This window comes from Kitasatospora sp. NPDC038210, from assembly GCF_055600605.1.
The window spans coordinates 14,130-39,011 of sequence record NZ_JBVJYK010000020.1 but is presented as its reverse complement, the minus strand read 5'-3'; the positions used below and the strand labels follow the sequence as shown (position 1 = coordinate 39,011).

Sequence of the window (24,882 nt, the reverse complement as noted above, 5' to 3'; positions counted from 1 at the left end):
GTTTACCTTACTCAGGCACGTTTTCGCCCGGCCGAGCGCGGTCGGACGGCTAGGACAGCACGTCGCGGGGCACGGCCACAGAGGCTGGCGTATGGGATGGGACCGGCTGGGCGAGGGGGTCCCCTCCGGCACAGGCCGACAGACTACCCGGCTTTCCCGAACGGTCACGTTCGGCAGTCAAACCGTGCTCCGCACCGGAATCGACCGGCCGGGGAAGCCCGGTGGCGGGCAGGTCGCCGTGGCGCGGCGAGATCCGCCAGCAGTCGCCGCCGGCCGCCCGGGCCTCGGCCAGCGCCGTGTCGGCCGCGCGCAGCAGGACGGCGGCGTGGGCTCCGTCCTCAGGCAGTACGGCGATGCCCGCGGCGGCGGTGAGGCCGTTGCCGCGCACCGGGCGGGACTCGCGCGTCCCCGAGGACCAGTCGAGCAGCAGGTGGCGGCGGACCGACCAGACCAGCCGCTCGGCGACCTGCACGGCGCCCTCGGCCCCGGTGTCGGGCAGCACCACCAGGAACTCCTCGCCGCCGTACCGGCCGAGGGTGTCGGCCCGGCGGATCTCCATCGCGAGGCGCTGGGCGAGGTCGCGCAGTACCGCGCCGGCCCGACCGCGGCCGTGCTCGGCGACGACCGCGTCGAAGCCGGTGATGGCCAGCATCAGCACGGCGAGCGGGCGGGGGCCGTCGCCCGGGTCGGTGTGCTCGGCGCGCCGGGACCGTTCGATCTCCCGGTCCAGGGTGAGCTGCAGGTGGCGGTAGTTCCACACGCCGGTGAGCGGGTCGCAGGACGCGGTGCGCTCCAGTTCGGCGCAGTGGGCCTCCAGCTCGGCGATCCGCTCCCGCAGCCGCTCCGTCCCGGCCGCGGCCCCGGCCCGGACCCGCCGGACCCGCACTCCGAGGGCGGTGGCGCCGGCCAGTGCGGGGACGCTGAGCGCGGCCAGGGCCTGGACCAGCAGCGGGGTGGACAATCGGGGCGCCCTTTCGCGTGGCAGGCTCTGCGCGTCGACGGTCTGGAGACGTGGAGGATCCGGTGCACAACGAGAAGAGCGACCTGAGGACACGGCTGCTGACGCGGCGCCGTGGGCTCTCCGCCGAGGAGCGCACCGCGACGGCGCTCGCGCTGGCCGGGCACGCCGGGGAGCTGGCCGGGCCGGGCGTCACGGTGGCCGCGTACGTCTCGGTCGGCGCCGAGCCGGGGACCGGGCCGCTGCTGGAGGAGCTGCGGGCGCGCGGGGTGCGGGTGCTGCTTCCCGTGCTGCTGGCCGACAACGACCTGGACTGGGCCGAGTACGCGGGGCCCGGGGAGCTGGCTCCGGCCGGTCGCGGATTGCTGGAGCCGGTCGGTCCCCGGCTCGGGCCGGAGGCGGTCACCCAGGCCTCGGTGGTGCTGCTGCCGGGCCTGGCGGTGGACCGCGGCGGGCTGCGGCTGGGCCGGGGCGGCGGCAGCTACGACCGGGTGCTGGCCCGGCTGGGGCGGGCGGGCGCACGGCCGGTGCTGGCGGTGCTGCTGTACGAGCACGAGCTGCTGGAGCGGGTGCCCGCCGAGCCGCACGACCGGCCGGTGGACCTGGCGGTCACGCCGTCGGGGGTGCAGCGGCTGGGCTGACGGCGGGCCCGGCGGAACGGGCTCGCGCGCCGGGAGCGGCTGCGGGCCCGGGAAACGGCGGCGGCCCCGCTCCGGAGTGGGAGCGGGGCCGCCGGGTGTCCGTCCGGGCGTCAGCCGGTGGTGAGCACCAGCTTGTGCTTGGTGGCCTTCTCGACCGCGTCCGGGCTGGAGGCCCAGGTGAGCAGCTTGCCCTTGAGCCAGAGGTCGGTCTGGTCGTTGTAGTTCTCGTGGAAGGCGTGACCGGAGGCGCCGCCGACGTTGATCCAGCGCGAGGCGTCGAGGTCGTTCAGGTCGACCACCATCCGCATCGACGGGATCCAGTCCACCTGGTAGCCGGCCGCCGCGTTCCAGCCGGCCGCGTCGACCGCCGCCGAGCCGCCGGAGAGGCGGTACGGGCCGCGGTTGAGCAGCTTGTGGAGCACGCCGGAGGCGATCGAGGAGTCGTCGGTGCCCAGGGTCTGCTCCTTGAGCTCCAGCTTGTGCAGCCGGCCCCAGCTCCAGGTGGAGACATCCTTGCTGAGCAGCGAGGTCAGCTCCTGGCGGGCGTTCTTCATCGCTTCCTTGAGCAGGTTGTCCAGGCCCTTCTGGACGTTGTGCTGGGAGTCGATGTACGTCCACCACGAGCTGTCGGGCTTCTCCAGCTGGTCGCGCACCACCTCGGTCCAGCGGTCGCCGCCGTCCGGCTGGGCCTTGGCCGGGTCACGGGTGCCGCACTCGGTGACGATCCTGGTGGTGCTGTCCGGCTTGGTGGGGTCGTCCTGCTGGCGGACCAGCAGGCAGTTGTCCTTGGCCCGGAGGTCGGCCGGGAACTTCTGGCCGAAGGCGAGGGTGAGCAGCTGGCGCCAGACACCGTTGTAGTAGGCGGCGGCGGCCGAGTCGGCGTCCTGGTGGTAGTTCCAGTCCTTCAGCAGGTCCTGCGCCTCGCGGACGTACGGGTCGTCGATCTGCTGCTTGAGCAGCAGCGGGACCAGCGTCTTGGCCATCACGTTGGTGTTGTCCAGCTGCAGGGTCTGCATGTCGTCCGGCGAGATCTTGCCGTTGTTCTTGAGCAGGCCCTCGATCTGGTCGGTGATCTCCTTGGCGCGGGTGCCGTACTCCCAGTCCTTGGTGAGGCTGTACTTGTAGCTCGGGTCCACCACGGCCTGGTTGGCGGTGACGATGTAGCCGGAGGAGGGGTTGAGGCTCCACGGCAGCGCGTTGAAGGGGATCGGGTCCTTCCACTGGTACGCGGAGTCCCAGCCCAGCGCGGGGTAGGTGCCGTCGCCCTTGCCGCGGACCGGGATGGTGCCCGGGGCCTGGTAGCCGATGTTCTTGGCGTCGGCGTAGATCAGGTTCTGCGCGGGGACGGTGAAGTCCTTGGCGGCGGCCCGGAAGTCGTCCCAGTTCTTCGCCTTGTCCAGCTCGAAGACGGCGTCCATGGTCTTGCCGGGGCTGAGCGCCGTCCACTGCAGGGCGACGCCGTAGCCGCCGGTGCCGCGGTCGGGCGCGGAGGTGCCGTTGGGGGCGTACTTGCCGACGTTCTGCTGCTCGCTGCTCTGGTCGGAGATCAGCGGGGCGCCGGTCTGGGTGGTGCGGACGGTGATGGTGCGGTCCTCGCCGCCGGCGACCTTGATGGTCTCCTTGCGGAGGTCGAACTTCACGTCCTTGCCGTCGACCTGGTAGGTGTCCGGGCCGGTGACCTTCTCCAGGAAGAGGTCGGTCACGTCGGCGCCGAGGTTGGTGAAGCCCCAGGCGATGTCCTTGTTGTGGCCGATGATCACACCGGGCATGCCCGCGAAGGTGAAGCCGGAGACGTCGAACTGGCAGGCCGGGGAGGCCGTCCGGCAGTGCAGGCCCATCTGGTACCAGACCGAGGGCAGGCCGGGGCCGAGGTGCGGGTCGTTGGCCAGCAGCGGCTTGCCGGTGGTGGTGTGCGAGCCGGCGACCACCCAGGAGTTGGAGCCGATGCCCTGGCCGGGGCGGCCGAGCAGCTGCGGCATCCCGTCGATCCGGTCGGTGAGGCCCTGCAGCATCGCCTTGGTGGTGGCCTCGCCCTGGGCGGTGGCGGTGCCGTTGCCGGTGCCCGGCTGGGCGGAGCCGTCGGCCGGGCGGTAGGCGTCGCCGGCCACGGTGCCGGTCTTCACGATGGTGCCGTTGCGGGTGTACGGGTAGTCCGGGTACAGCTCGGCGATCTTGTCCGGGGTGAAGTCCTGGGCCAGCAGCGAGCGGTCGACCTCCTCCTGGAGGTTCCCGGAGAGGTTCCAGGCCATCGCCTTGAGCCAGGCCACCGAGTCGACCGGGGTCCACTGCTCGGGCTCGTAGCCGCTGTTGACGACGCCGAGCAGGGTGTACTCCAGCGAGGCCTTCGCACCGCCGGGGTGCTCGGAGAGCCAGGCGTTCACGCCGTCCGAGTAGGCCTGCAGGTACTTCTTGGTCTCCGGCGACAGCTTGGTGTCGAACTCCTTCTGCGCCACCTGCCGCCAGCCCATGGTGCGGATGAAGGCGTCGGTGTCGACCTGGCCGTCACCGAACATCTCGGAGAGCCGGCCGGCGGTGATGTGGCGTCGGACGTCCATCTCCCAGAAGCGGTCCTGCGCCTGGACGTAGCCCTGGGCGCGGAACAGGTCCTCGGGAGTGTCGGCGTACAGCTGCGGGATGCCGTTGGCGTCCCGCTTCACGTCGACCGGCGCGGTCAGGCCCGCGACCTTGACGCTGCCGTCCACCTCCGGGAAGGACGCGCGGACCGCGGAGACCCCGCGGTAGCCGCCGTAGCCGACGCCGGCCACCAGCAGCACGACCAGCACGATCACGAACAGACGGGCGCGCCGGAACTTCTTCGAGCGGGGCATCTGGGTCCTTGCGGTCCTGACTTCGGGGCGGGCGGGCGTGTCCAGGGCCAGCGGCCGTGACAGGGAACCACATTAGGCCGAGTCCGCCGAGCACTGTGAACGGGGGACCAAGCTAAAGATATGGCAAAATGTTAGACTGCGTAACGATCCGCAAGGGGAGCATTGACGCCTTCTTAACGGGTCGACCCCTCAGCACCACCCTGACACCCCGTCCGCCCCTGCCTGCCCGAGGTGCCACTGCGTGAACGTCTCCCACCTGAACCAGCTCCTCCTCGAAGCCTCCGTGATCCTGCTCTTCGCGGTGGTCGCCGTACGGATCTCCACCCGATCAGGGCTGCCCAGCCTGCTGATCTATCTGGGGATCGGCGTGGCGCTGGGCCAGAACGGAGTCGGCTTCACCTTCAACAACGCCGAGCTCACCCAGGTGATCGGCTACGCGGCACTCGTGGTCATCCTGGCCGAGGGCGGTCTCAAGACCAGCTGGCGGGAGATCAAGCCGGTGATGCCGGCGGCCACCGTGCTGGCCACCGTCGGCGTCGGGATCAGCGTGTTCGCCACCGCGGCCGGCGCGCACTGGCTGGTCGGCCTGGACTGGCGGACCTCGCTGCTGCTCGGCGCCATAGTCTCCTCGACCGACGCGGCGGCCGTCTTCTCGGTCCTGCGGATGGTCCCGCTGCCGCACCGGCTCACCGGTCTGCTGGAGGCCGAGTCCGGCTTCAACGACGCGCCCGTGGTCATCCTGGTGGTGGCCTTCGCCACCACCGGCGAGCTGGACCCCTGGTACGTCCTGATCGGCACGATCCTCGCCGAACTCGCGATCGGCGCCGCGATCGGCCTCGCCGTCGGCAAGCTCGGCGCCTTCGGCATCAAGCACGTCGCGCTGCCCTCCTCGGGCCTCTACCCGATCGCCGTGATGGCGCTCACCGTGCTCGCCTACGCGGGCGGCGCGCTGCTGCACGGCTCCGGCTTCCTCGCCGTCTACATCTGCGCGGTGATCCTCGGGAACTCCAAGCTGCCGCACGGCCCGGCCGTCCGCGGCTTCGCCGACGGGCTGGCGTGGATCGGGCAGATCGGCATGTTCGTCCTGCTCGGCCTGCTCTGCACGCCCGCGACCATGGGGTCCGCGGTGGTGCCCGCGCTCGTCATAGGCGGCGTGCTGGTCTTCCTGGCCCGCCCGCTGTCGGTGGTGGTCTCGCTGACCCCCTTCAAGGTGCCGGCCCGTGAACAGGCACTGCTGAGCTGGGCCGGGCTGCGCGGGGCGGTGCCCATCGTGCTGGCCACCATCCCGGTGGTGTCGGGCGCGCACCAGGCCGAGGACGTGTTCAACATCGTCTTCATCCTCGTCGTCGTCTTCACCCTGCTCCAGGGGCCCACCCTGCCGTGGGTGGCCAAGCGGCTGCGGATCGGCGAGGGCGCGATGGGTCAGGACCTCGGCATCGAGTCCGCCCCGCTGGAGAAGCTGCACGGGCACCTGCTGTCGGTCGCGCTCTCCCCCACCTCCCGGATGTCGGGTGTGGAGATCGGCGAGCTGCGGCTGCCCAAGGGCGCGGCGGTCACCCTGGTCGTGCGCGAGGGCAACTCCTTCGTGCCGGACAAGGCGACGGTGCTGCGCGGCGGGGACGAGCTGCTGGTGGTCACCACGGACGACGTCAGCGAGGCAGCGGAGAGGCGGCTGCGGGCCGTCGACCGGGGCGGCAAGCTCGCGGGGTGGCTCAACGGGCGGTGAGCCCGGAACGCTCGGGGCGTCTGGGGCGCCCCGGGTACTCGGGGCGCCCGGGACGCTCGGGGTGCTTGGGGCGCTTGGGTGCTCCGGGCCCTCCGGGGCGCTCGGGGCGGGTGGGCTGGCGGGATCTACGCGCGTAACTGTATGCTGGTTCGACCACGCCGTATAACCACCGCTAGACCACCCCCAGCATCTGCCTGACGCAGAGTTGGCGCGACCGCTCGGCGGCCGCGGTCCGGCCCCCGGCAACCACACCGGGCCGACCCGGTATCTACCCCGGTCGACGCGCGAGAGGACGACTCTCGGCGCCGTCGGGGCCACACCATGCCCTGCCGCGCTACCAGGCAGCAGGAAGGACCGACCGTGACGGCCCGCCGAACGGTCGACACCTCCGCGGACAGCACCGCGGACACCAGCGCAGCCCAGGCCCCCGCCCGCGTCGGGTACGGCGAGCTGCTGCGCACCCCCGGAGCCTGGACCTTCCTGGCCCCGGCCCTCGTCGCGCGACTGCCGTACGCGATGCTCAGCATGGGCATCCTGCTGCTCGTCTCCAAGACCCACGGCTCGTACGGCACCGCCGGTACGGTCACTGCCGTCGCCGCCGTCGCCCAGGCCCTGGTCGGGCCGCAGACCGGGCGGCTGGCCGACCGGTACGGCCAGGCCGCGGTGCTCGTCCCGACCGTCCTGGTGCACGGCGCCTCGGTCGGCGTGCTGATCGCGCTGGCACTCGGCCACGCGCCGGCCTGGAGCCTGTTCCTGGCCGCCGTCCCCGCCGGTGCGAGCGTCCCGCAGATCGGTGCGATGGTCCGGGCTCGCTGGGTCGCCCGGTTCACCGCCGACGGCCCGTCCGACGCCTCGGCGGCCCGGGTCAGCACCGCGTTCGCCTTCGAGTCGGTGACCGACGAGTTCACCTTCGTGATCGGCCCGATCCTGGCCTCCGGCATCGCCGCCGTGGCGAGCCCGGCGACCGCCCTGGTCGCCGAGGCCGCGCTGACCGTCGTCGGCGGCCTGGCCTTCGCCGCCCAGCGGCGCACCGCCCCGGCCCGGATCGTGCCGCAGCCCGGCGCCGAGCGCGTCTCGGCGATCGCCTCCCCCGGCGTCCGGCTGCTCGCCGGCTCCATCCTCGGGGTCGGCGCGGTGTTCGGCGGCATGCAGGTCTCGGTGAACGCCTTCGCCGACTCGGTCGGGCAGCACGACGCGGGCGGCACCGTGTACGGGATCTTCGCGGGCGGCTCGATGCTGGCCGGCGTGCTCTACGGCGTGATCGCCTGGCGGCGGCCCGTCCACAAGCGGATGCTGATCAGCTACGCGCTGCTGGTGCTGGGCTGCTCCACGCTGTGGGCCATGCCGAACCTGGTCGCGCTCACCGTCGCCGGACTGGTCTGCGGCCTGGCCATCGCGCCGACCCTGATCAGCGGCTACACCCTGGTCGAGACGCTGGTCGCGGACGGCGCCAAGACGGAGGCCTTCACCTGGCTGACCGGCGCCATCGGGCTGGGGCTCGCGGTCGGCTCGATGGTGGCGGGCCGGCTGATCGACGGGCACGGGCCGTCCACCGGGTTCCTGGTGCCGCTGGTCGGCGCCGGCCTGGGGCTGCTCGCGCTGTTCTCGCTGCGGCACCTGCTGGTGGCGCCGCGGACCTCGAACCGGATCGTCGCCGGCTCCGCGGCGGGCTCCGTGGAGTCCGCCGGTGCTGCGCAGCTGGTGGGCGCGGCCAAGGGCTGAGCGGGGCGGTGGTTCGCGGCCGATCCCGGGCCGGGGCGGGGCCGATCTCACACCGGAGTCGCTGGACTGATCCCGCGGAATGCCGCATCATTGACCATCGTTAGCACTCATCAGGCGAGAGTGCCAGGAGGAAGACAAGTGCCCACGTACCAGTACCAGTGCACCGAGTGCGGCAACGGCCTGGAGGCGGTGCAGAAGTTCACCGACGAGGCACTGACCACGTGCCCCGACTGCCAGGGACGGCTTCGCAAGGTCTTCTCGGCCGTGGGTGTCGTGTTCAAGGGGTCCGGCTTCTACCGGACCGACAGCCGCTCCTCCTCCAGCAGCTCGGTCGGTTCCGGGTCGTCCTCGACCTCGTCGACGACGACCTCCGCGGCCCCCGCGTCGGGCACGGGCTCCTCGGCCCCGTCCAGCCCGGCTCCGGCCGCGAGCTGACCCGGGCGCCCGGGGGGAATCCCGGCGCACAGCAGTCCTCGGAAAGGCCCGTCGACCCCGCTTCCACGCGGGGGCGGCGGGCCTTTCCGCATATTTTCGGCCCGCTTTCGTCAACTCCGGAGGACCCGGCCGACCGGTGTGGGTGTACGAAGTCGTCCACAGGGGCGGGTTTGTCCACAGGCTGGGGAAACGGCTTTCCGGACCCGGCCCGAGCGCGCATCGTGGGGGTGGTCAGCCGGTCCACCGGGGGTCGGCTGCCGGACCCTCCGGAGGTGCGTCGATGACGACCGTGGGCTTCTCCGTCCCGCTGCCCGCCCCCGCCGTTCCGCCCCGACAGGAGGTGCCCAGCTTCCCGCCGATCCGGCGCGGGTGCGGCGGGTGGCACCGTCTGCGCAACGCGGTCCGGCGACGGGCCGGGGTGCCCGCGCTGGTGCTGCTCGCGGTGGCCGCCGCGCTCGCGCTCGGGCCCGCGCGGGCCGGCCTGCCGCCGTCCGGCGGGGGCGCGCTGGGCCGGACGGGTTGTCAATCCGGGACCGCGGAAGATCACCCGTAACCCGGCAACGACTTCGTCGTTCGAGGCGACATGAAGGGCTTCAAGGAATTCCTGCTGCGCGGAAATGTCGTCGAACTCGCCGTCGCCGTGGTCATCGGCGCGGCTTTCACCAACATCATCAACGCCTTCGTGAAGGGCGTGATCAACCCGATCATCGGCGTCTTCGGAACGAAGGACCTGGGTTCCTACAGTTCCTGTCTCAAGGGGCCCTGTGTGGTGAGCCCGACCGGTGAGGTCACCTCCGGGGTCCAGATCCTGTGGGGATCGGTGCTCAGCGCCGCCCTGCAGTTCCTGATCACCGCGGCCGTCGTCTACTTCGTCCTGATCGTGCCCATGAACCGGATGGCGGCCCGCCGCAAGACCCCCGGCGAGGTCGCGGCGGAGGCCGAAGCCAAGGAGGTCCAGCTACTGACCGAGATCCGCGACGCGCTGGTCGCGCCCCTGCGCTGACGCGCAGACCTTCCCCGTCCGCCCCTCAGCCCCCGTGGTGCGGCGGGCGCTGGCTCAGGTACCAGTCCAGCCCCCGCCCACCGCTCTCCCCCGCCCCGGAGCGCTCGCCCCAGCCAGTGTCGGTGTCGTCCCGGGACTGCTGGTCCAGCGGATCCCGGAAGACCAGCCGGGCCTTGGCCGCGGGCTCCTGCTGCGGCTCGCCGTCCCGGGTCGGGTCCTGAGCCTGAGCCTGGCCCTGGTTCCGGCTCTGGTCCTCGTCCGTGCCCTGCTCCGCCGGCTGTTCCTGCCCCTGCTCGCTCACCCTGTCCACTCCGTCGTTCGCGTCGTCCTGGCCGCCCGTCCTGTCCCTCCAGCCTAAGAGCCCCGTGGCACGACTCGGGCCCCGGTACGGAGCGCTCCGTACCGGGGCCCGGGCGGGCGGCGGCAGATCCGTCCGGCAGGCCGGCGGACGGGCTGGTCAGGCGGCTTCGAAGCCCGCGTGGTCCGCGATCTTCTTCAGCTCGGCCAGCGCGTGCTTCTCGATCTGCCGGATCCGTTCCCGGGTGAGGCCGTGCTGCTTGCCCACCTCGGTGAGGGTGCGCTCGCGGCCGTCCTCCATCCCGTAGCGGGAGCGGATGATCGAGGCCGTGCGGTCGTCCAACCGCCCGATCAGGTCGTCCAGTTCCTCACGGCGGAGCATCACCATCACGGCGTCCTCGGGGGACGTCGCCCCCGTGTCCTCGACGAGGTCGCCGAACTGGGTCTCGCCCTCGTCGTCCACCGACATGTTCAGGCTGACCGGGTCACGCGCCCAGTCCAGCACGTCCTTGATCCGGGCCTCGGTGGTGTCCAACTCGGCCGCGATCTCGGCCGGCTCGGCCTCGCGCCCCAGTTCCTTGGACTTCTCGCGCTGCACCCGGCGGATCCGCCCCAGCTCCTCCACCAGGTGCACGGGCAGCCGGATGGTGCGGGACTGGTCGGCGATGGACCGGGTGATCGCCTGCCGGATCCACCACGTCGCGTACGTGGAGAACTTGAAGCCCTTGGCGTAGTCGAACTTCTCGACGGCGCGCACCAGGCCCGCGTTGCCCTCCTGGATGAGGTCGAGCAGGGGCAGGCCGCTGCGCGGGTACCTGCGGGCGACCGCGACCACGAGCCGGAGGTTGGAACGGATGAAGACGTCCTTGGCGCGCTCCGCGTCGGCGGCTATCGTCTCCAGCTCCTCGCGCGTGATGCCGTCGGGGAGTTCGTCCTCGTCCAGCAGATGCTGGGCGTACACCCCGGCCTCGATCCGCAGCGAGAGCTCGACCTCCTCGGCGGCATCGAGCAGGGGCGTCCTGGCGATCTCGTCGAGGTACATACCGACCAGGTCACGGTCGGCCTCAAGGTTGGTCGGGCGGGCCGCGCGAGTCCGGTCGGCCCTGTCGCGAACGACGGCACGGGTGGCCATGCTTGCTCCCTTTGCTGGTGTTGCCGAGGTCTGCCTGCCTGCCCCGAGGGCAAGAAGTGCGGGCCCCGCGGGGCTCACACGTAACGATCCAACGAACAGATTCCGGACAACATTCCCAAGTCACTCCGATTCTTCCCGGTGATGCAGTATCCTGCCGGTTTTCACTCCGACTTTGGACGCTCGGTGACCACTCGGGCACGGCCCGTGCATTCGCGCGACCGTTCACGGAGCGATTTCTTCACCCGACCCTCACGCGCCGGTCGCCTACTGGTTGAACCCGCGAACGGCCGTCGGCGTTCCCACGCACCCCGCCCGCACGCCCGCGCCCACGCCCCGGCGCACGCAGGACCTCCGCACAAACGATGCCGAATCGCTATCGCTCCAGCTCCCGATCGGCACGGGACACTGGGAAGGTGTCAGCCATGCACCTGACCAACAGCACGACCTCCGCCACTGCGCGTAATCGCAGTCTCCTGCGGGATGCCGCGGTCATGTTGGTCTGTGCCGCGCTGTTCAGCCTCCTGGCAGCCCTGGTGACGGGCCACTGGCGTCCGCTGGAACGCTTCGACCAGGAGTGGACCGACGAACTGCACATCTACGCCCGGGAACACCGGATCTGGACCGCCTCGGTGCAGACGCTCTCGGACATCGGCGGCACCGTCACGATGCGTGCACTCCTCGGAATCGCCGCCGCCTGGCTCTGGTTGATCGGCGCGCGGGTGCTGGCCGGCTGGGTGGCCGCCCAGACACTGGTCGGCTGGGGCGCCCAGTGGGCCCTGAAGCTGGCCTTCGACCGCGCGCGGCCCGGCTTCTCCGACCCGGTCTCGCACGCCGGCGGCCCGGCCTTCCCCTCCGGCCACGCCATGGCCTCGACGATCACCTGCGCCGTCCTGGTCAGCCTGCTCTGGTACCGGGTCCGCCGCCGGGGCCGGACCGCCGCCTCCGCGGTGGCGGCGGCGACCGTGCTGACCATCGGCTGGACCCGGATCGCGCTCGGCGTGCACTGGCCCAGCGACGTGCTGGGCGGCTGGCTGGCCGCCGGGATCGTGCTGGGTGCCGTGACCACCGTGATCGAGCTCTGGCGGCCCGGCGCGCTGGCCCGTGACGTACGGCGGGTCAACTGGCGCACCAGGCCCAGGGTTCAGCGGGTCATCGTGTCGTCGGGCCGACCGGCCCGGACCGTCGACCCGCTGGACGAGGACCACCCGGACGACGCCCTGCGGGCCGAGGGCACGCCCGAGCCGGACCCGCTGGGCGAAGGTGCACCGGCCGACGGCTCGCCCGCCGGGGGCACGCCGAGCGGACGCGGCCGGGGCGGTGCCGCCCGGAAGGACGCGGCCGACCGCCCCGACGAGACCGTCAGTTGAGCCCGCGTCACCGGCGCGGACCCGTCGGCTAGCGTGACCGCCATGTCCACCACCCCTGCTCCCGCCCCCACCCAGCCGGCCGGACACCCCGAGCGGCCGCTGCGGATCGCCACCGTCCAGACCCAGGCCGTGGCCGGCGACATATCCGCCAACGCCGAGCAGGCCGCCGCGCTGATCCGCGAGGCGGCCGGTGCCGGCGCCCGCCTGGTGCTGTTCACCGAGAAGTTCCTCTCCGGGTACGAGCCCGAGCTGATCCGCGCCGACCCGCTCAAGTACACCGTCCAGAACGGCGATCCGCGCCTCGCACCGATCGCCGAGGCGTGCCGCGAGACGGGGACCGTCGCCGTCGTCGGCGCCGCCGTGCCGGACGGTGCCGACCTGCGGATCTCCGCCCTCGTCCTCGGCTCGGACGGCGGCTTCGTCACCCGCTACGACAAGCAGTACCTGTTCAAGAGCGAACGCGACCTCTACCGCCCCGGGACGGCCGGCTGCACCCTGGAGCTGGACGGCTGGCGCCTCGGCCTCGGCATCTGCTACGACTCCGGCTTTCCCGAGCACGCCCGTGCCGCCGCACTCGACGGCTGCCACGCCTACCTGGTCGGCGCGCTGTTCAGCAGGGGCCACGGCCACCACGAGTCCCGTACCTGGTTCCCCGCCCGCGCACTCGACAACACCCTCTACACGGTGCTCGCCAACCACATCGGCCGGACCGGCCCCTGGCACACCTGCGGCGGCAGCGCGGTGTGGGGCCCGGACGGCCGCCTGATCGCCGAGGCGAGCGAGGACCGGCGCGAGGTCGTCGTCGTCGACCTGGACCCCGCCGTCCTGCGCACCACCCGCGAGAACGAGACCCTGCTCGCCGACCTCGCCCTCGCCGCCGGACAGCCGGCCGCGCCGCGCACCCGCGTCACCCTGGGCTGACCCGGCGAGCGGCCCGACCCACGCCCGGCCCGGCCCTGACCCACCGGGGCCGGGCCGGGCGGCGGCCCCGGGAGCCCGCTCGGGCGGTCCGGGGCCGGGAAGTCAACGTCCCGGACCCGGAGTTCACCCCGGCCCGATCGGTCGGCCCGCCCGACGGCACCCGCCCCCGGCCCACACCGCCGTCACCGCAGCCATCCGGCCGCCCCGGCGGGCGGGGAGGACGGCCGCGGCGAGGCCGGTCAGGACGGTCGGGGCCAGGGCGGGCAGGAGCGCCTGGGGCGGACGAGCCGGGGAACGATGACGACGTACCGATGCATCGTGGCCGAGTGCCGCGGACCCTCGGCACGAGGTCTGCTCCATGATCACTCCGTGGACGGACCACCGGCCCCGGCGGCTCCTCCCCCAGAGGTGCGGCGCCCCTGGGACCGGTCCGCCGGCGAAGCACCGGGCCGGAAACGGCGCAGGCCCCCGCCCGGAGTGGGCGGGGGCCTGCGACTGCGTTCCGCGCTGTGCCCCAGACAGGAATCGAACCTGCGACACCGGCTTTAGGAGAGCCGTGCTCTATCCCCTGAGCTACTGAGGCGTGGCCCGGTTGTGGCGAGGCCGTTCACAGCGTACCGGATCGGGGGTGGGGAGCGGGGTGGCGGACGGGTCACGGGTGGGGTGCGGGTGCCGACGAGGCGTCAGCCCGGGTCAAGTAGCCTGCCGGGAAGTGCCTGATCCGCCGGGGCACCCCGCGCGAAGGAGACGAAGGACCCGATGAGACCTGCTGTGCGCCCGGTCGGCCGACTGCTGGGGCAGGTGTGGTTGTGGCCCGCGGTGGTGATGCTGGCCGTGGGGGCGTACCGGTTGGGCACCCCGGACCTGTGGCGGGACGAGATCGCGACCTCGACGGTGGCCACCCGCTCGCTGGGCGACATGCTGCGGCTGCTCCAGCACATCGACGCCAGCAACGGCGCCTACTACCTGCTGATGCACGGCTGGACCGCGGTCTTCGGCGACTCGGCGGTGGCGCTGCGGATTCCGTCCGTGCTGGCCATGGCGGGCGCCGCGGCGTTCGTGGCGCTCACCGCCCGGCGGCTGTTCGGCGGACGGGTCGCGGCGATCGGGGCCGGCCTGCTGTTCGCGGTGCCGCCGCTGGTCTCCCGCTACGCCCAGGAGGCGCGCTCGTACGCGCTGGTGACCTGTGCGATCGCGGCCGCGACCTACTTCCTGCTGCGGGCCCTGGAGCGGCCGACCTGGCGGCGCTGGGCGCCGTACTGCGCGGCCATGGCGCTGGCGGGCGCGGGACACCTGGTCTCGTTCAGCACGGTGGCCGGGCAGGCCGCCCTGGTCGGACTGCACCTGTGGCGCACCCGGGAGGCGACGGACCGGCGGCTGCTGTGGCAGTACCCGCTGGCGGTCGTGGTGGCCGCGCTGCCGGTGCTGCCGGTGGTGCTGCTGGGCAGCCGCCAGTCGGACCGGCAGCTGGGCTGGATCGCCACGCCGTCGCTGCGCGGCCTGGCCCGCTTCGGCGAGTCCCTGTTCGGCTCGGACCTGGTGTTCTACGCCTTCGTGCTGCTGGCCGTCCCGGCGCTGGCCCTGCCCGGTCGGCGGCTGCAGGCCTGGCAGGCGCTGCTGCTCGCCGAGCTGCCGGTGGTGAGCGTCTGGCTGGTGTCCCGCCTCGGGGAGACCTCGTACTTCATCGACCGGTACCTGCTGTTCACGGTGCCCGCGTGGGCGGTGCTGGCCGGGGGCGGGATCGGTGCGACCCACGGTGCGGTGGCAGCCCTGGTCCGACGCGGTCCGGCGCCCCGCAGGGCCGTGGCGGTGGCCGGGGTGGTGACGGTGGGCATGCTCGCCGTACCGGCCGTGGCGGCGCTGCCCAGGCAGCCCGAGATCCGGTACGTGGGCTCGCACACCGGCTCGGAGGAGCCGTTCCGGGTGGCCGCCCGGACGATCGCCGCCGGCTACCACTCCGGGGACGGGATGGCGGCCCCGCTGGGCAACCAGTCCTGGGCGATGGTCTGGCCGGGCGTCAGCCACTACCTGCCGTCGGACGTCCACCCGTACCCGGTGTTCGTCGCGCAGAGCGCCGACGACGCGGAGGACCTGTCGCCGGTCGCCTGCACGAAGCCGGAGGACTGTCTGGGCTCGGTGTCCCGGATCTGGCTGCTGGTCCTCGGTGACACCGCGGACCCGCTGGGCGCCATGCCGACGGACCAGGCGCAGCTGCTCCGCACGCAGTACGGCGACCCGGACCAGGTCACGCCGCTCGGCGGGTTCACGCTCGCGCTGCTCGACCGCGACACGTAGGCGCGGGCGGGAGGGCGCAGGGTGCGGGCCACGGGCCGCGAACGCCGAAGGGGAGCCGGTACGGACCGGCTCCCCTTCGGCGTTTCTCCGCCGAGTCGGCGTCGCGGCGTCGCGGCGGCTCAGTGGCCCGGCCGCTCGGCGACGTCAGTGCCTCACAGCATGCGCAGCAGGCGGGACTGGATGGACGGCGGGTTGAGGTCCGACTGGAGGGCCACCGGGACCTCCACCTTGTTGTCGCCGGTGCCCACCTGCAGCGTGCCGACCTCCTTGCCGGCCTGCTCGCTGTGGCCGATCTTCGCCGCGTCCAGGGTGACCGTGCCCGAGATCCCCGGGAAGCCGGCCACCACCAGGTCCTTGGTCGCGACGAGCGGGACCGAGCCGCCGAGACCGTCGTCCACCGAGCCGACGACGTCGCCCTTCTTCACCACGGTCTGGCCGGTCACGCCGTTCTGTGCGGCCTGGATCTGCTTGCCGCTGACCTTCAGCACGGTCGGCAGGATGCCGTCGCCCGGAGCGGGCGAGGTGGCCGGCTGGCCCAGGGTGACACCGAGGATCAGCCGCTTCACACCGCCGATCTCCTTGTACGCGGCCCACATCAGGCAGCCGCCGGCCGGGGTGCTGGAACCGGTCTTGACGCCGATCACGCCGGTCTTCGGGTTGATCAGGTTGTTGGTGTTGGGGATCTTCACGTTGTTGAAGTTGGTCTCCGGGGTGGAGACGATCTGCCGGAAGATCTCGTCCTGCATGACCTGCTCGGCCAGCTTCAGCTGGTCCTTGGCGGTGGACTTGGTGTCCGAGTTGTAGCCCGCCGGGTCCGCGTAGACGGTGTTGGTCATGCCGAACTTGGAGGCGGTGTCGTTCATGACCTTGACGAACGCGTCCTCGGATCCGGAGTGGAAGCGGGCGAGCAGCCGGGCCACGTTGTTGGCGGAGGGCAGCATCAGCAGCTCCAGCGCCTGGTACTCGGTGAGCACCTGGTTCTCGGTGAGCGTGACCTTGGACTCGTCGACGTTGCCGGACTCCTGCGCGGCCTGCTTGTCGACGACGATCTTCGGCCCGCTCTCGCCCTTCTTCAGCGGGTACTTCTGCAGGATCAGGTAGGCGTTCATCACCTTGGTGACGCTGGCGATCGAGGCCGGCGTCTCCGGGCCCGAGCTGCCGAGGCTGCCGACCCCGACCACCTCGGCGGCGGACTGGCCCTTGGCCGGCCAGGCGAGGTCGAGCTGGTCACCGGAGAAGCTGAAGCTGCCCGCGGCGGTCATCTTCGCCTTGGCGTCCGGCAGCGGACGCAGCAGCTGGGCCACCGCGAGGGCGCCGAGCACCACGGCGATGAAGACGGTCCAGATCGTCACCCGCTTGAGGGCGCGACGCAGCGGCGAGACCGGGCGGGCGTTGAGGGAGGCCAGGACCTCCATCGCCTCCGCGGTGGTCTCGGGCGAGGGCAGCGGCTCCGGGGAGGGCAGCGGCTCCGGCGAGGGCAGCGGCTCCGGGGAGGGCAGCGGCTCCGGCGAGGGCAGCGGCGGGACCGGCGGGACCGGCCGCGGGTCGGGCCGGGGCAGCGGCTTCGGGGCCGGCGCGGGTCCGGGCGCGGGCTTGGGGGCCGGCTTCGGCAGCGGTTCCGGGCCGGGCGTCGGCTCGGGCTCCGGTACGGGGGCCGGTGCCGGCGGCTCGGGCACGGTGCCGGCCGCGGACACGGCGGAGGCGCGCAGCGGCCTGGGCTTCTCCAGCTTCTCGGCCTGACCCGCCTTCTGACCGGGCTGCCCGGTCTCGGTCAGCGTGACGGGGGCGGCGTCGGCGGCGGGAGAGTCCTCGGCGGAGGGGCCTTCGGGTTCGTCGGCCTCCTCGGTTTCCTCGGATCCGTCCGTTTCCTCGGTGTTCTCGGCGGGGGCTGCGGCGCCGTCGGCCTTCGTGGAGTTGCCGGTCTCCTCGGCCTTCGCCGCCTTGCCGGTCTCCTGGGCCTTCCCGTCCGCGACGGCTTCGGCGGCTTCGGCGGCCTTCCCGTCCTCAACGGCCTTTGCGTCCTCGACGGCCGGCGCGGACTCGGACCCGGCTGCGGCTCCGGCGGAGTCGGCCGCCTTGTCCTCTGCCTTGTCCTCGGGCTTCCCCTCTGCCTTGTCCTCGGGCTTCCCCTCGGCCTTGTCCTCAGCCTTCCCCGCCACCGCCGCCTTCGTCCGCATGGCGAGACGCGGGTCGGCGCCGGACGGGCGCTCGGCGGGCTTCTTCGACTCGGCTTCCGCCGACGGGGCTTCCTTCTTCTTGCCCTCATCACCGGAACTCCCGTTACCGGCGGCCTTCACCAGCTCGTCGGGCAGCCGCAGTGCGGTGGTCTTGTTGTCCACCGGAAGCCGCAGCATCGTCGTCTTGCTGTCCACATCCCGGACGCGGAGCTGTACGGTCGAGCCGCCCTTGGCCCCGGCCACCGGAGCGTCGCCGGACTCCTTCGCAGGCTCCTTCGCGGACTCCTTCGCGGGCACCTCCGCCGAGGCCTTCCGCTCCGCCGCGGACGACTCCGAGGACGGCTTCGCGGGCGCCTCGCCCGAGGTCGACGCCGAGCTGTCCGACGAACCGTCCGAGGACGTCGCGGCTGACGCCCCGGCAGCCGCCGGGCCGGAACCGCCCTCGGCGGCACCGGCCGTCGTACCGGTCCGTTCGCGTTCGCGGCCCTGCTCCCGCTCGCCGTCCCTCAGCACCCTGTCGGGGGACTCGCCCACGTATCCCAGCCTCCTCAACGCCCGTGGGGCACCGGCGAACCCGATTTCGGGAAGCCGACGCCCCGCCCCGTGTACCTGTACAGTCTCCGCCACCGACGGCCGTTCCCACCGCGCACACCCCGCCCGACCGGCGCTTATTGCCATCGCTCGGCCGCACCGCGGTCCGTTCACCGGTCAGACGCCGGGCCCGAGGCCGCCGGTTCCGCGCCTTCACCGCAAGGTCACGATTCGGAGGCGTACTCGACAAGCCCGTGTGAGAGGCGTCACCCTGTCTCTCATCCACGCGGGGAGGCTTGGATGGGCAAGAGCCGCAGAACTGTTCCCGAGGAACTCTTGCTGCTCGCTTTGGACCCGACCACGGGTACCACGGCGCAGCCGCAGACCCTCGACCTCGGACTCGCCGGGGCGCAGCTCGTCGAGCTGTCCCTGGCCGGACGGATCGTACCGGAGGGAGACCGGATCGCTGTCGTGCTGGCGCGGCCGACCGGCGACCCGACCCTTGACCACGCACTGGAGTTGCTGCGCCGACGCGGCAGTCCGGTTCGCGCGGCGCACTGGATCGGCGGGCCCCGGCTGGGGCTGCGGCAGACCTATCTGGCGCACCTGGAGCGCTGCGGCATGGTGACGGCCGTGCCGGGCCAGGTGTGCGGGGTGCTGCCGACGACCCGGTACCAGGCGTCCGACGACTGCACCAACGCCGCGATCAAGCAGCGGTTGGACACCGCGATCCGCACCGGTGTGCCGCCGGACCCGCGGACCGCGGCGCTCGCGGCGCTCGCCCACTCGGTGGGGCTGGGCAAGCACCTGTACCCGGGCAACGAGGGCCGGTCCTCGCGGTCGCGGCTGCGCGACCTGATCCGGTACGACCCGCTCGGCGGGATGGTCGCGCACGCCGTGATGGACGTGCAGAACGGCCTGCCGACGCAGCAGAACCGTTCTTCCCAGGGCGCCGCGTCCGCCCCCGTGGCCGGCCGGGCCGGCTCCCGTACGGCGGGCCGGGGTTCGGGCGGGCGGGTCCCCGCCTCCCGGGTCGGCGTCCGCTGACCGGGGCTCGCCGACCGGGGCCCGTCGGCCGGGCCCGCTGACGGACGGACGGGCGCCCGGTGTGCCGTCCGACGCTCCCGAGGGCACGCCGGACGGCGCGTGCCGCGTCGCCCGCGCCCCCGGAGGCGCTGAGCGACCCGACGCACGACCGACGCACACCCGCACGACCAGTACCAGTGGCACCTTGAGCACGAGGAGCGCCACCCGCGCCGCCCGAACGACAGTCACGACGAGCACGACGAGCACGACGAGCACGACGAGCACCACCGGAAGCACCGAGGGGCGGTCGCCCCGCGACGCAAGTCGCCCGGCGACCGCCCCTCTTGCCGTCCCCGGAGGCCTGCGGCCGCGGCTCCCACACATGCCGGAGGCACGTGCGCAGGGGCCCCCGGGGACATCCGTCGCACTACCTGTCCGAGTCGTCGAGCCGCATTACCACCTGGGGGCTTTCACTGTCCCGCGGAAGCGCCATTCCGATGATCTGTTCTACCGCGCTGCTGTGATTCCCCGGCGCCGACCTGGCCCAAGGTGACATGCTGCTCCAAGTCAGGGGGGTTGCTCCCAATGTCCGAAGTGTTCCGAGGGCTGCCGTTCCAACGATCACCAGAGGTCCGGCCGGAGGTCGAAGTGTCCGCCAACGTCAATCCCACCGTCCGCCGCCGACGCCTCGGCTCCGAGCTGCGCAAGCTCCGCGAGGGCCTCGGCATGACGGCCGAGGAGGTCGCCGGCCGGCTGATGGTCTCCCAGTCCAAGATCAGCCGACTGGAGAACGGTCGCCGCAGCATCAGCCAGCGGGACGTCCGGGACCTCTGCGACGTGTACAAGGTGTCCGACGACCAGATGCGCGCCAGCCTGATGGAGATGGCCAAGGAGTCCCGCCAGCGCGGCTGGTGGCACGACTTCAACGACATGCCGACCCCCTACAGCGTCTACATCGGCCTGGAGGCCGAGGCCTCCTCGATCCGCGCGTACGAGTCCTCCTTCGTCCCGGGCCTGCTGCAGACCGAGCAGTACGCCCAGGCCGTGGTCGAGGGCACCCAGCCGGACACCGACGCGAACGCCGTGCAGCGCCGGGTGCAGGTCCGGATGAAACGGCAGGAGCGCGTCCACGGCGAGAACCAGCTGGGCAGCCTGTGGACCGTCATAGACGAGGCGGTGCTGCGCCGCGAGGTCGGCAGCAAGGCGGTGATGGCCCGCCAGCTGCAGCAGATGCTGGAGCTCAGCCTGCGCCCGAACATCACCATCCAGGTGATCCCGTTCTCGCACGGCGCGCACCCCGGCATGACCGGGACATTCTCCCTGCTGGAGTTCCCGGAGTCAGCCGATTCCACGGTTGTCTACTTCGAAGGTGTGACGAGCGATCTCTACCTGGAGAAGGAGGCTGATGTGCGCCGCTATACCGGTCTGTACGACTACCTGAGGGCGGCCGCACTCGGTGTCGCGGAGAGCCGGTCGCTGATAGCCGACATCGAAAAGGAATTCCACGAATGATCACCCCGTCCGAGTACGGAACCCGATGGCGCAAGAGCAGTCACAGCGGCGGCCAGGGCGCCTGCGTGGAGATCGCCGTCCCCGGCACGGGGGCGGTGGCCGTCCGGGACTCGAAGGACCCCCGCGGGCCCCAGCTGCGCTTCTCGACCGAGGCCTGGAACGCCTTCGCCACGGCGGCGGCGGCGGGCGCCTTCGGCGAGCTCCCGGGCTGACCCGCCCGCGCGGTTCCGCACCCGCCCGCGCGGTTCCGCACCCGGCGCGTCGGGTCGGCGCCCGGCCCCTCGCGGGGTGTTCAGCCCGTCACGGGGTAGCGGACGGCCCAGTTGACGCCCTCCGCCGTCTGCCGGTCGTGCAGTTCGGCGCCGTGCATCAGCTCCAGCACGAAGTCGTCGGCGAGTTCGAGGATCGCCGCGCGCCCCTCGACGCCCGCCACCAGGCCCGGCGGCAGCGCGGTGTCCCCGTGCAGCACCCCGAGCAGGTTGCCGCAGATCGCGCCGGTGGAGTCGCTGTCCCCGGAGTGGTTGACCGCGAGCAGCAGGCCCGAGCGGACATCGTGGGCGACCAGCGCGCAGTAGACCGCGATCGACAGTGCCTCCTCGGCGACCCAGCCCTCCCCCAGCGCCTCGACCCGGTCGGCGGAGGGCTCGCCGGCCCGGACCGCGTCCAGCGCGGCCCGCAGCGCGGCCGTGGTCTCCTCGTGCGCCTGCCGCTCGGAGAGCAGGGCGAGCGCGAGGTGGACGCCCTCCTCCAGGGTGCCGCCGCGGGCCACCGCCTGGACGATCACCGCGAACGCGCCCGCCGCGAGGTAGCCGGTCGGGTGACCGTGGGTGAGCACCGAGCACTCGACGGCGAGCTGGAACACCAGGCCCGGCTCCCAGGTGGTGAGCAGCCCGAACGGCGCCGCCCGCACCACCGTCCCGCAGGCCTTGGAGTGCGGGTTCTTGGGCCGCTCCACGGTGCCGAGCCGCTCGGCTTCGGGCCCGGTGAGGCCGGACAGGCAGCCCTGGCCGGGCGCGCGCTGGGCGTACAGCCACTCCTCGCGGCCCAGCCAGCCGAGGTCGGGGCGGCGCTCGTCCGGGCCCCAGTCGCGCTGGGTGGCGGCCCAGCGCAGGTAGGCCAGGTGCAGGTCGGTGGGCGGGTGCCAGCTGCCGGTGTCGCGCCGGATGTGGGCGCGGATGAGGCCGTCGACGGTGAACAGGCTGAGCTGGGTGTCGTCGGTGACGGCGCCGGTGCGCCCGTGCGCGGGGACGTACCCGGTGACGCCCTGCGGCCCGTGCTGGGCCCGGATCTTCTCCAGCGCCTCGAACTCGACGCCGGCGCCGAGCGCGTCGCCGATGGCCCCGCCGAGCAGGCAGCCCCGCACCCGGCTGCGGTAGTCCTGCTGCTGGGCGCGTGACCACAGTGGCATCACGACGGGGCGCCTTTCCTCGGGGTTGGGCGACGCGACGCTCGGCCGGTCGCGCGCCCTCGCACTGTACTTCGACGGCCGTGCGGATCGACGGGATCCCTCGAACTTCAGTGCCCTTCCCCGGTGCCGGGCCCGGCCGCCGCGCGGGCGGCGGCCGGGGCGCGCACGGTCAGTCCAGCACGGGCAGCAGCTCCGGCAGGTGCCCGTCCGAGGCCAGCGCCGCGGCCCGGCGCTCGGCCGGCACCTCACCGTAGGTGGTGGTGCGCTGGCGGTGCGGACGGCCCGCGGCCTCGGCGATCGCCTGCAGGTCGCGCACCGACTTGTAGCTCCCGTACGCCGAGCCCGCCATCCGCGAGATGGTCTCCTCCATCAGGGTGCCGCCCAGGTCGTTGGCGCCGGAGCGGAGCATCTCGGCCGCGCCCTCGGCGCCCAGCTTGACCCAGCTGGTCTGGATGTTCGGGACGTGCGGGTGCAGCAGCAGCCGGGCCATCGCGACCACGGCACGGTTGTCCCGGGCGGTCGGGCCCGGCCGGGAGATGCCGGCCAGGTACACCGGGGCGTTGGTGTGGATGAACGGCAGGGTCACGAACTCGGTGAACCCGCCGGTCCGCTGCTGGATCCCGGCGAGCAGCCGCAGGTGGCCGAGCCAGTGCTCCGGGGTGTCCACGTGCCCGTACATCATGGTGGACGAGGACCGGATGCCCAGCTCGTGCGCGGTGGTGACCACCTCGACCCAGGTCGCGGCCGGCAGCTTGCCCTTGGTGAGCACCCAGCGGACCTCGTCGTCCAGGATCTCGGCGGCCGTGCCCGGGATGGTGTCCAGGCCCGACTCCTTGGCCCGCTGCAGCCACTCGCGGATCGAGAGGCCGGTGCGGGTCGCGCCGTTGACGACCTCCATCGGGGAGAAGGCGTGCACGTGGATGCCGGGCACCCGCTCCTTCACCGCGCGGGCGATGTCGAAGTAGGCGGTGCCGGGCAGGTCCGGGTGGATGCCGCCCTGCATGCAGACCTCGGTGGCGCCCACCTCCCAGGCCTGCGCGGCCCGGTCGGCGACCTGCTCCAGCGAGAGGGTGTAGGCGTCCGCGTCGGTGCGGCGCTGGGCGAAGGCGCAGAAGCGGCAGCCGGTGTAGCAGACGTTGGTGAAGTTGATGTTCCGGGTGACGCAGTAGGTGACGTCGTCCCCGACGGCGGCGCGGCGCACGTCGTCGGCGATCCGGCAGAGCGCGTCCAGGGCCGGGCCGTCCGCGTGGAAGAGGGCCAGCGCCTGGTCGTCGGTCAGCTTCACCGGGTCGTCGGCCGCCACCGCCAGGGCCTCCCGGAGGTCCCCGGCGAGGCGCTCGGGCGCGCCCTTCGCGAGCACCTGCTCGCGCAGCACCTCCCAGTCGCCGTACACGTCCTCGAAGTCGGCCCGGCGGTCCCCGGTGCGGCCCTCGGTGTCGATGGTGGCGTGCAGGTCGGTCCGCCCGTACGACTCCGGCAGGTCCTCGGGCTCCTGCCAGGGCAGGCCGCGGACCACCGCGTCCGGGTTCGCCAGGCCGGTCTCCGGATCGGCCAGCGCGCGGACGTGCGGCAGCACCCGCGGGTCCAGCCAGGGCTCGCCGTGGCGCACGTAGTCGGGGTAGACGGCGAGGCGCTCGCGCAGCTCGAAGCCGGCCGCCGCCGAACGTTCGGCCAGCCGCTCGATCTGCGGCCAGGGGCGCTCGGGGTTGACGTGGTCCGGGGTGAGCGGGGAGACCCCGCCCCAGTCGTCGATGCCGGCCGCGATCAGCCGCTCGTACTCGCCGTCCACCAGGTTCGGCGGGGCCTGCAGGCACGCGGCCGGGCCCAGCAGGTGCCGGGCGACGGCCACGGTGGCGACCAGCTCGTCCAGTTCGGCGTCCGGCATGCCGCGCATCGCCGTGTCCGGCTTGGCGCGGAAGTTCTGCAGGATCAGCTCCTGGATGCCGTGGTAGGCGCGGGAGACCTTGCGCAGCGCGAACAGCGACTCGGCGCGCTCCTCGTAGGTCTCGCCGATGCCGATCAGCAGGCCACTGGTGAACGGGACTGAGCTGCGTCCGGCGTCCTCCAGCACCCGCAGGCGGACGGCGGGTTCCTTGTCCGGGGAGCCGTGGTGCGGACCGCCGGGCTCGCTCCACAGCCGGGTCGCGGTGGTCTCCAGCATCATGCCCATCGAGGCGGAGACCGGCTTGAGCCGCTGGAAGTCCGTCCAGCTCAGCACTCCGGGGTTGAGGTGCGGCAGCAGCCCGGTCTCCTCCAGGATGCGGATCGACATCGCCCGCACGTACGCGATGGTGTCGTCGTAGCCGTGCGCGTCCAGCCACTCGCGGGCCTCGGGCCAGCGGTCCTCGGGCTTGTCGCCGAGCGTGATCAGGGCTTCCTTGCAGCCGAGTTCGGCCCCGCGCCGGGCCACCTCCAGCACCTCGTCGGGGGACATGAACATCCCATGGCCCGCCCGGCGCAGCTTGCCGGGGACGGTGACGAAGGTGCAGTAGTGGCACTTGTCGCGGCACAGCCGGGTGAGCGGGATGAACACGCTCTTGGAGTAGGTGATGACGCCGGGACGGCCGGCCGCTTCGAGACCTGCGTCGCGCACCCGGGCGGCGCTCGAACAGAGGTCCCGGAGGTCCTCGCCTCTGGCTTGCAGCAGTACGGCGGCCTCGGTCACGTCGAGGGCGACGCCGTCCCGGGCGCGGCGCAGGGCGCGGCGCATCGCGTTCGCGGTCGGGGGGTTGCTTGCGTCCATGGCGGTTCCGTCCATGGCGCGACCCTACGCCAGCGGTGGTACCCCGGGATGAGCAACCCTGAGACCGTCTCAGGGTCGGCATACCCACGAAGGCCAACCCGATCTGGCCCTGCAGGGCGATGACGCCGGTGGCACAGCGGCCTCTAATGGAGGGGCAAGA

The 24,882-nt window shown here is 72.7% G+C and carries 19 protein-coding genes and 1 tRNA gene; 12 read left to right on the top strand and 8 right to left on the bottom strand.

Annotation, left to right across the window (positions count from 1 at the left end):
- Window positions 1-49: 49 nt before the first annotated feature.
- Window positions 50-961, bottom strand: coding sequence for a GGDEF domain-containing protein (locus tag ACZ7KX_RS31745; RefSeq protein WP_470329462.1), 912 nt, complete (start codon window positions 959-961; stop codon window positions 50-52).
- Between the two features lie 62 nt (window positions 962-1,023).
- Between ACZ7KX_RS31745 and ACZ7KX_RS31740 the strand changes: the two genes are divergently transcribed.
- Window positions 1,024-1,599 carry a 5-formyltetrahydrofolate cyclo-ligase gene (locus tag ACZ7KX_RS31740; protein WP_470329461.1) on the top strand — a complete coding sequence of 192 codons (576 nt, stop codon included), beginning with the start codon at window positions 1,024-1,026 and terminating at the stop codon, window positions 1,597-1,599.
- 110 nt (window positions 1,600-1,709) lie between these two features.
- Here ACZ7KX_RS31740 and ACZ7KX_RS31735 read toward each other — a convergent pair whose 3' ends face one another.
- Window positions 1,710-4,427 carry a penicillin acylase family protein gene (locus ACZ7KX_RS31735; protein WP_470329460.1) on the bottom strand — a complete coding sequence of 906 codons (2,718 nt, stop codon included), beginning with the start codon at window positions 4,425-4,427 and terminating at the stop codon, window positions 1,710-1,712.
- 241 nt (window positions 4,428-4,668) lie between these two features.
- Between ACZ7KX_RS31735 and ACZ7KX_RS31730 the strand changes: the two genes are divergently transcribed.
- The 5 genes from ACZ7KX_RS31730 (at window position 4,669) to mscL (ending at window position 9,313) form a co-directional block, all read left to right on the top strand.
- Window positions 4,669-6,153, top strand: coding sequence for a potassium/proton antiporter (locus tag ACZ7KX_RS31730; RefSeq protein ID WP_350525963.1), 1,485 nt, complete (start codon window positions 4,669-4,671; stop codon window positions 6,151-6,153).
- Between the two features lie 360 nt (window positions 6,154-6,513).
- Window positions 6,514-7,875, top strand: a complete 1,362-nt coding sequence (locus ACZ7KX_RS31725; protein WP_470329459.1) for an MFS transporter — start codon at window positions 6,514-6,516, stop codon at window positions 7,873-7,875.
- Between the two features lie 138 nt (window positions 7,876-8,013).
- Window positions 8,014-8,310, top strand: a complete 297-nt coding sequence (locus ACZ7KX_RS31720; protein WP_350629561.1) for an FmdB family zinc ribbon protein — start codon at window positions 8,014-8,016, stop codon at window positions 8,308-8,310.
- Between the two features lie 280 nt (window positions 8,311-8,590).
- Window positions 8,591-8,863, top strand: coding sequence for a hypothetical protein (locus tag ACZ7KX_RS31715; protein WP_470329458.1), 273 nt, complete (start codon window positions 8,591-8,593; stop codon window positions 8,861-8,863).
- A 30-nt stretch (window positions 8,864-8,893) separates the two neighbouring features.
- On the top strand, window positions 8,894-9,313 hold the full coding sequence (mscL, locus tag ACZ7KX_RS31710; protein WP_350525959.1) for a large conductance mechanosensitive channel protein MscL: 420 nt from the start codon (window positions 8,894-8,896) through the stop codon (window positions 9,311-9,313).
- A 25-nt stretch (window positions 9,314-9,338) separates the two neighbouring features.
- Here mscL and ACZ7KX_RS31705 read toward each other — a convergent pair whose 3' ends face one another.
- Both ACZ7KX_RS31705 and ACZ7KX_RS31700 read right to left on the bottom strand, forming a co-directional pair.
- Window positions 9,339-9,614 carry a hypothetical protein gene (locus ACZ7KX_RS31705; RefSeq protein WP_470329457.1) on the bottom strand — a complete coding sequence of 92 codons (276 nt, stop codon included), beginning with the start codon at window positions 9,612-9,614 and terminating at the stop codon, window positions 9,339-9,341.
- A 156-nt stretch (window positions 9,615-9,770) separates the two neighbouring features.
- A complete protein-coding gene (locus tag ACZ7KX_RS31700) occupies window positions 9,771-10,742 on the bottom strand; it encodes a sigma-70 family RNA polymerase sigma factor (protein ID WP_350525957.1) in 972 nt (323 codons plus the stop codon).
- Window positions 10,743-11,233: 491 nt separating this feature from the next.
- On the opposite strand from ACZ7KX_RS31700, the gene ACZ7KX_RS31695 reads away from it, so the two are divergent.
- Together ACZ7KX_RS31695 and ACZ7KX_RS31690 are read left to right on the top strand one after the other, a co-directional pair.
- Complete coding sequence (locus ACZ7KX_RS31695; protein WP_470329456.1) at window positions 11,234-12,109, top strand: phosphatase PAP2 family protein; 876 nt, start codon at window positions 11,234-11,236, stop codon at window positions 12,107-12,109.
- A gap of 42 nt (window positions 12,110-12,151) precedes the next feature.
- Complete coding sequence (locus tag ACZ7KX_RS31690) at window positions 12,152-13,030, top strand: carbon-nitrogen hydrolase family protein (RefSeq protein WP_470329455.1); 879 nt, start codon at window positions 12,152-12,154, stop codon at window positions 13,028-13,030.
- A gap of 510 nt (window positions 13,031-13,540) precedes the next feature.
- On the opposite strand, the gene ACZ7KX_RS31685 is transcribed toward ACZ7KX_RS31690, so the two are convergent.
- Window positions 13,541-13,613 (bottom strand) — tRNA-Arg (locus ACZ7KX_RS31685).
- Between the two features lie 176 nt (window positions 13,614-13,789).
- On the opposite strand from ACZ7KX_RS31685, the gene ACZ7KX_RS31680 reads away from it, so the two are divergent.
- Window positions 13,790-15,325, top strand: coding sequence for a glycosyltransferase family 39 protein (locus ACZ7KX_RS31680; RefSeq protein ID WP_470329454.1), 1,536 nt, complete (start codon window positions 13,790-13,792; stop codon window positions 15,323-15,325).
- A gap of 152 nt (window positions 15,326-15,477) precedes the next feature.
- Here ACZ7KX_RS31680 and ACZ7KX_RS31675 read toward each other — a convergent pair whose 3' ends face one another.
- On the bottom strand, window positions 15,478-18,036 hold the full coding sequence (locus ACZ7KX_RS31675; protein ID WP_470329453.1) for a D-alanyl-D-alanine carboxypeptidase: 2,559 nt from the start codon (window positions 18,034-18,036) through the stop codon (window positions 15,478-15,480).
- A gap of 297 nt (window positions 18,037-18,333) precedes the next feature.
- Between ACZ7KX_RS31675 and ACZ7KX_RS31670 the strand changes: the two genes are divergently transcribed.
- The 3 genes from ACZ7KX_RS31670 to ACZ7KX_RS31660 all read left to right on the top strand — a co-directional run bounded on the left by ACZ7KX_RS31670 (window position 18,334) and on the right by ACZ7KX_RS31660 (window position 20,783).
- Window positions 18,334-19,080: a GOLPH3/VPS74 family protein gene (locus tag ACZ7KX_RS31670; protein ID WP_470329452.1), complete on the top strand. Its 747-nt coding sequence runs from the start codon at window positions 18,334-18,336 to the stop codon at window positions 19,078-19,080.
- A gap of 627 nt (window positions 19,081-19,707) precedes the next feature.
- On the top strand, window positions 19,708-20,571 hold the full coding sequence (locus ACZ7KX_RS31665; protein ID WP_350526504.1) for a helix-turn-helix domain-containing protein: 864 nt from the start codon (window positions 19,708-19,710) through the stop codon (window positions 20,569-20,571).
- Window positions 20,568-20,783: a DUF397 domain-containing protein gene (locus ACZ7KX_RS31660; protein ID WP_396552444.1), complete on the top strand. Its 216-nt coding sequence runs from the start codon at window positions 20,568-20,570 to the stop codon at window positions 20,781-20,783. Before ACZ7KX_RS31665 ends, ACZ7KX_RS31660 begins: the two co-directional genes overlap by 4 nt.
- Before the next feature lie 80 nt (window positions 20,784-20,863).
- On the opposite strand, the gene ACZ7KX_RS31655 is transcribed toward ACZ7KX_RS31660, so the two are convergent.
- Both ACZ7KX_RS31655 and ACZ7KX_RS31650 read right to left on the bottom strand, forming a co-directional pair.
- A complete protein-coding gene (locus ACZ7KX_RS31655; protein WP_470329451.1) occupies window positions 20,864-21,979 on the bottom strand; it encodes an ADP-ribosylglycohydrolase family protein in 1,116 nt (371 codons plus the stop codon).
- 169 nt (window positions 21,980-22,148) lie between these two features.
- Window positions 22,149-24,737, bottom strand: a complete 2,589-nt coding sequence (locus ACZ7KX_RS31650; RefSeq protein WP_470329450.1) for a bifunctional FO biosynthesis protein CofGH — start codon at window positions 24,735-24,737, stop codon at window positions 22,149-22,151.
- Window positions 24,738-24,882: the final 145 nt, after the last annotated feature.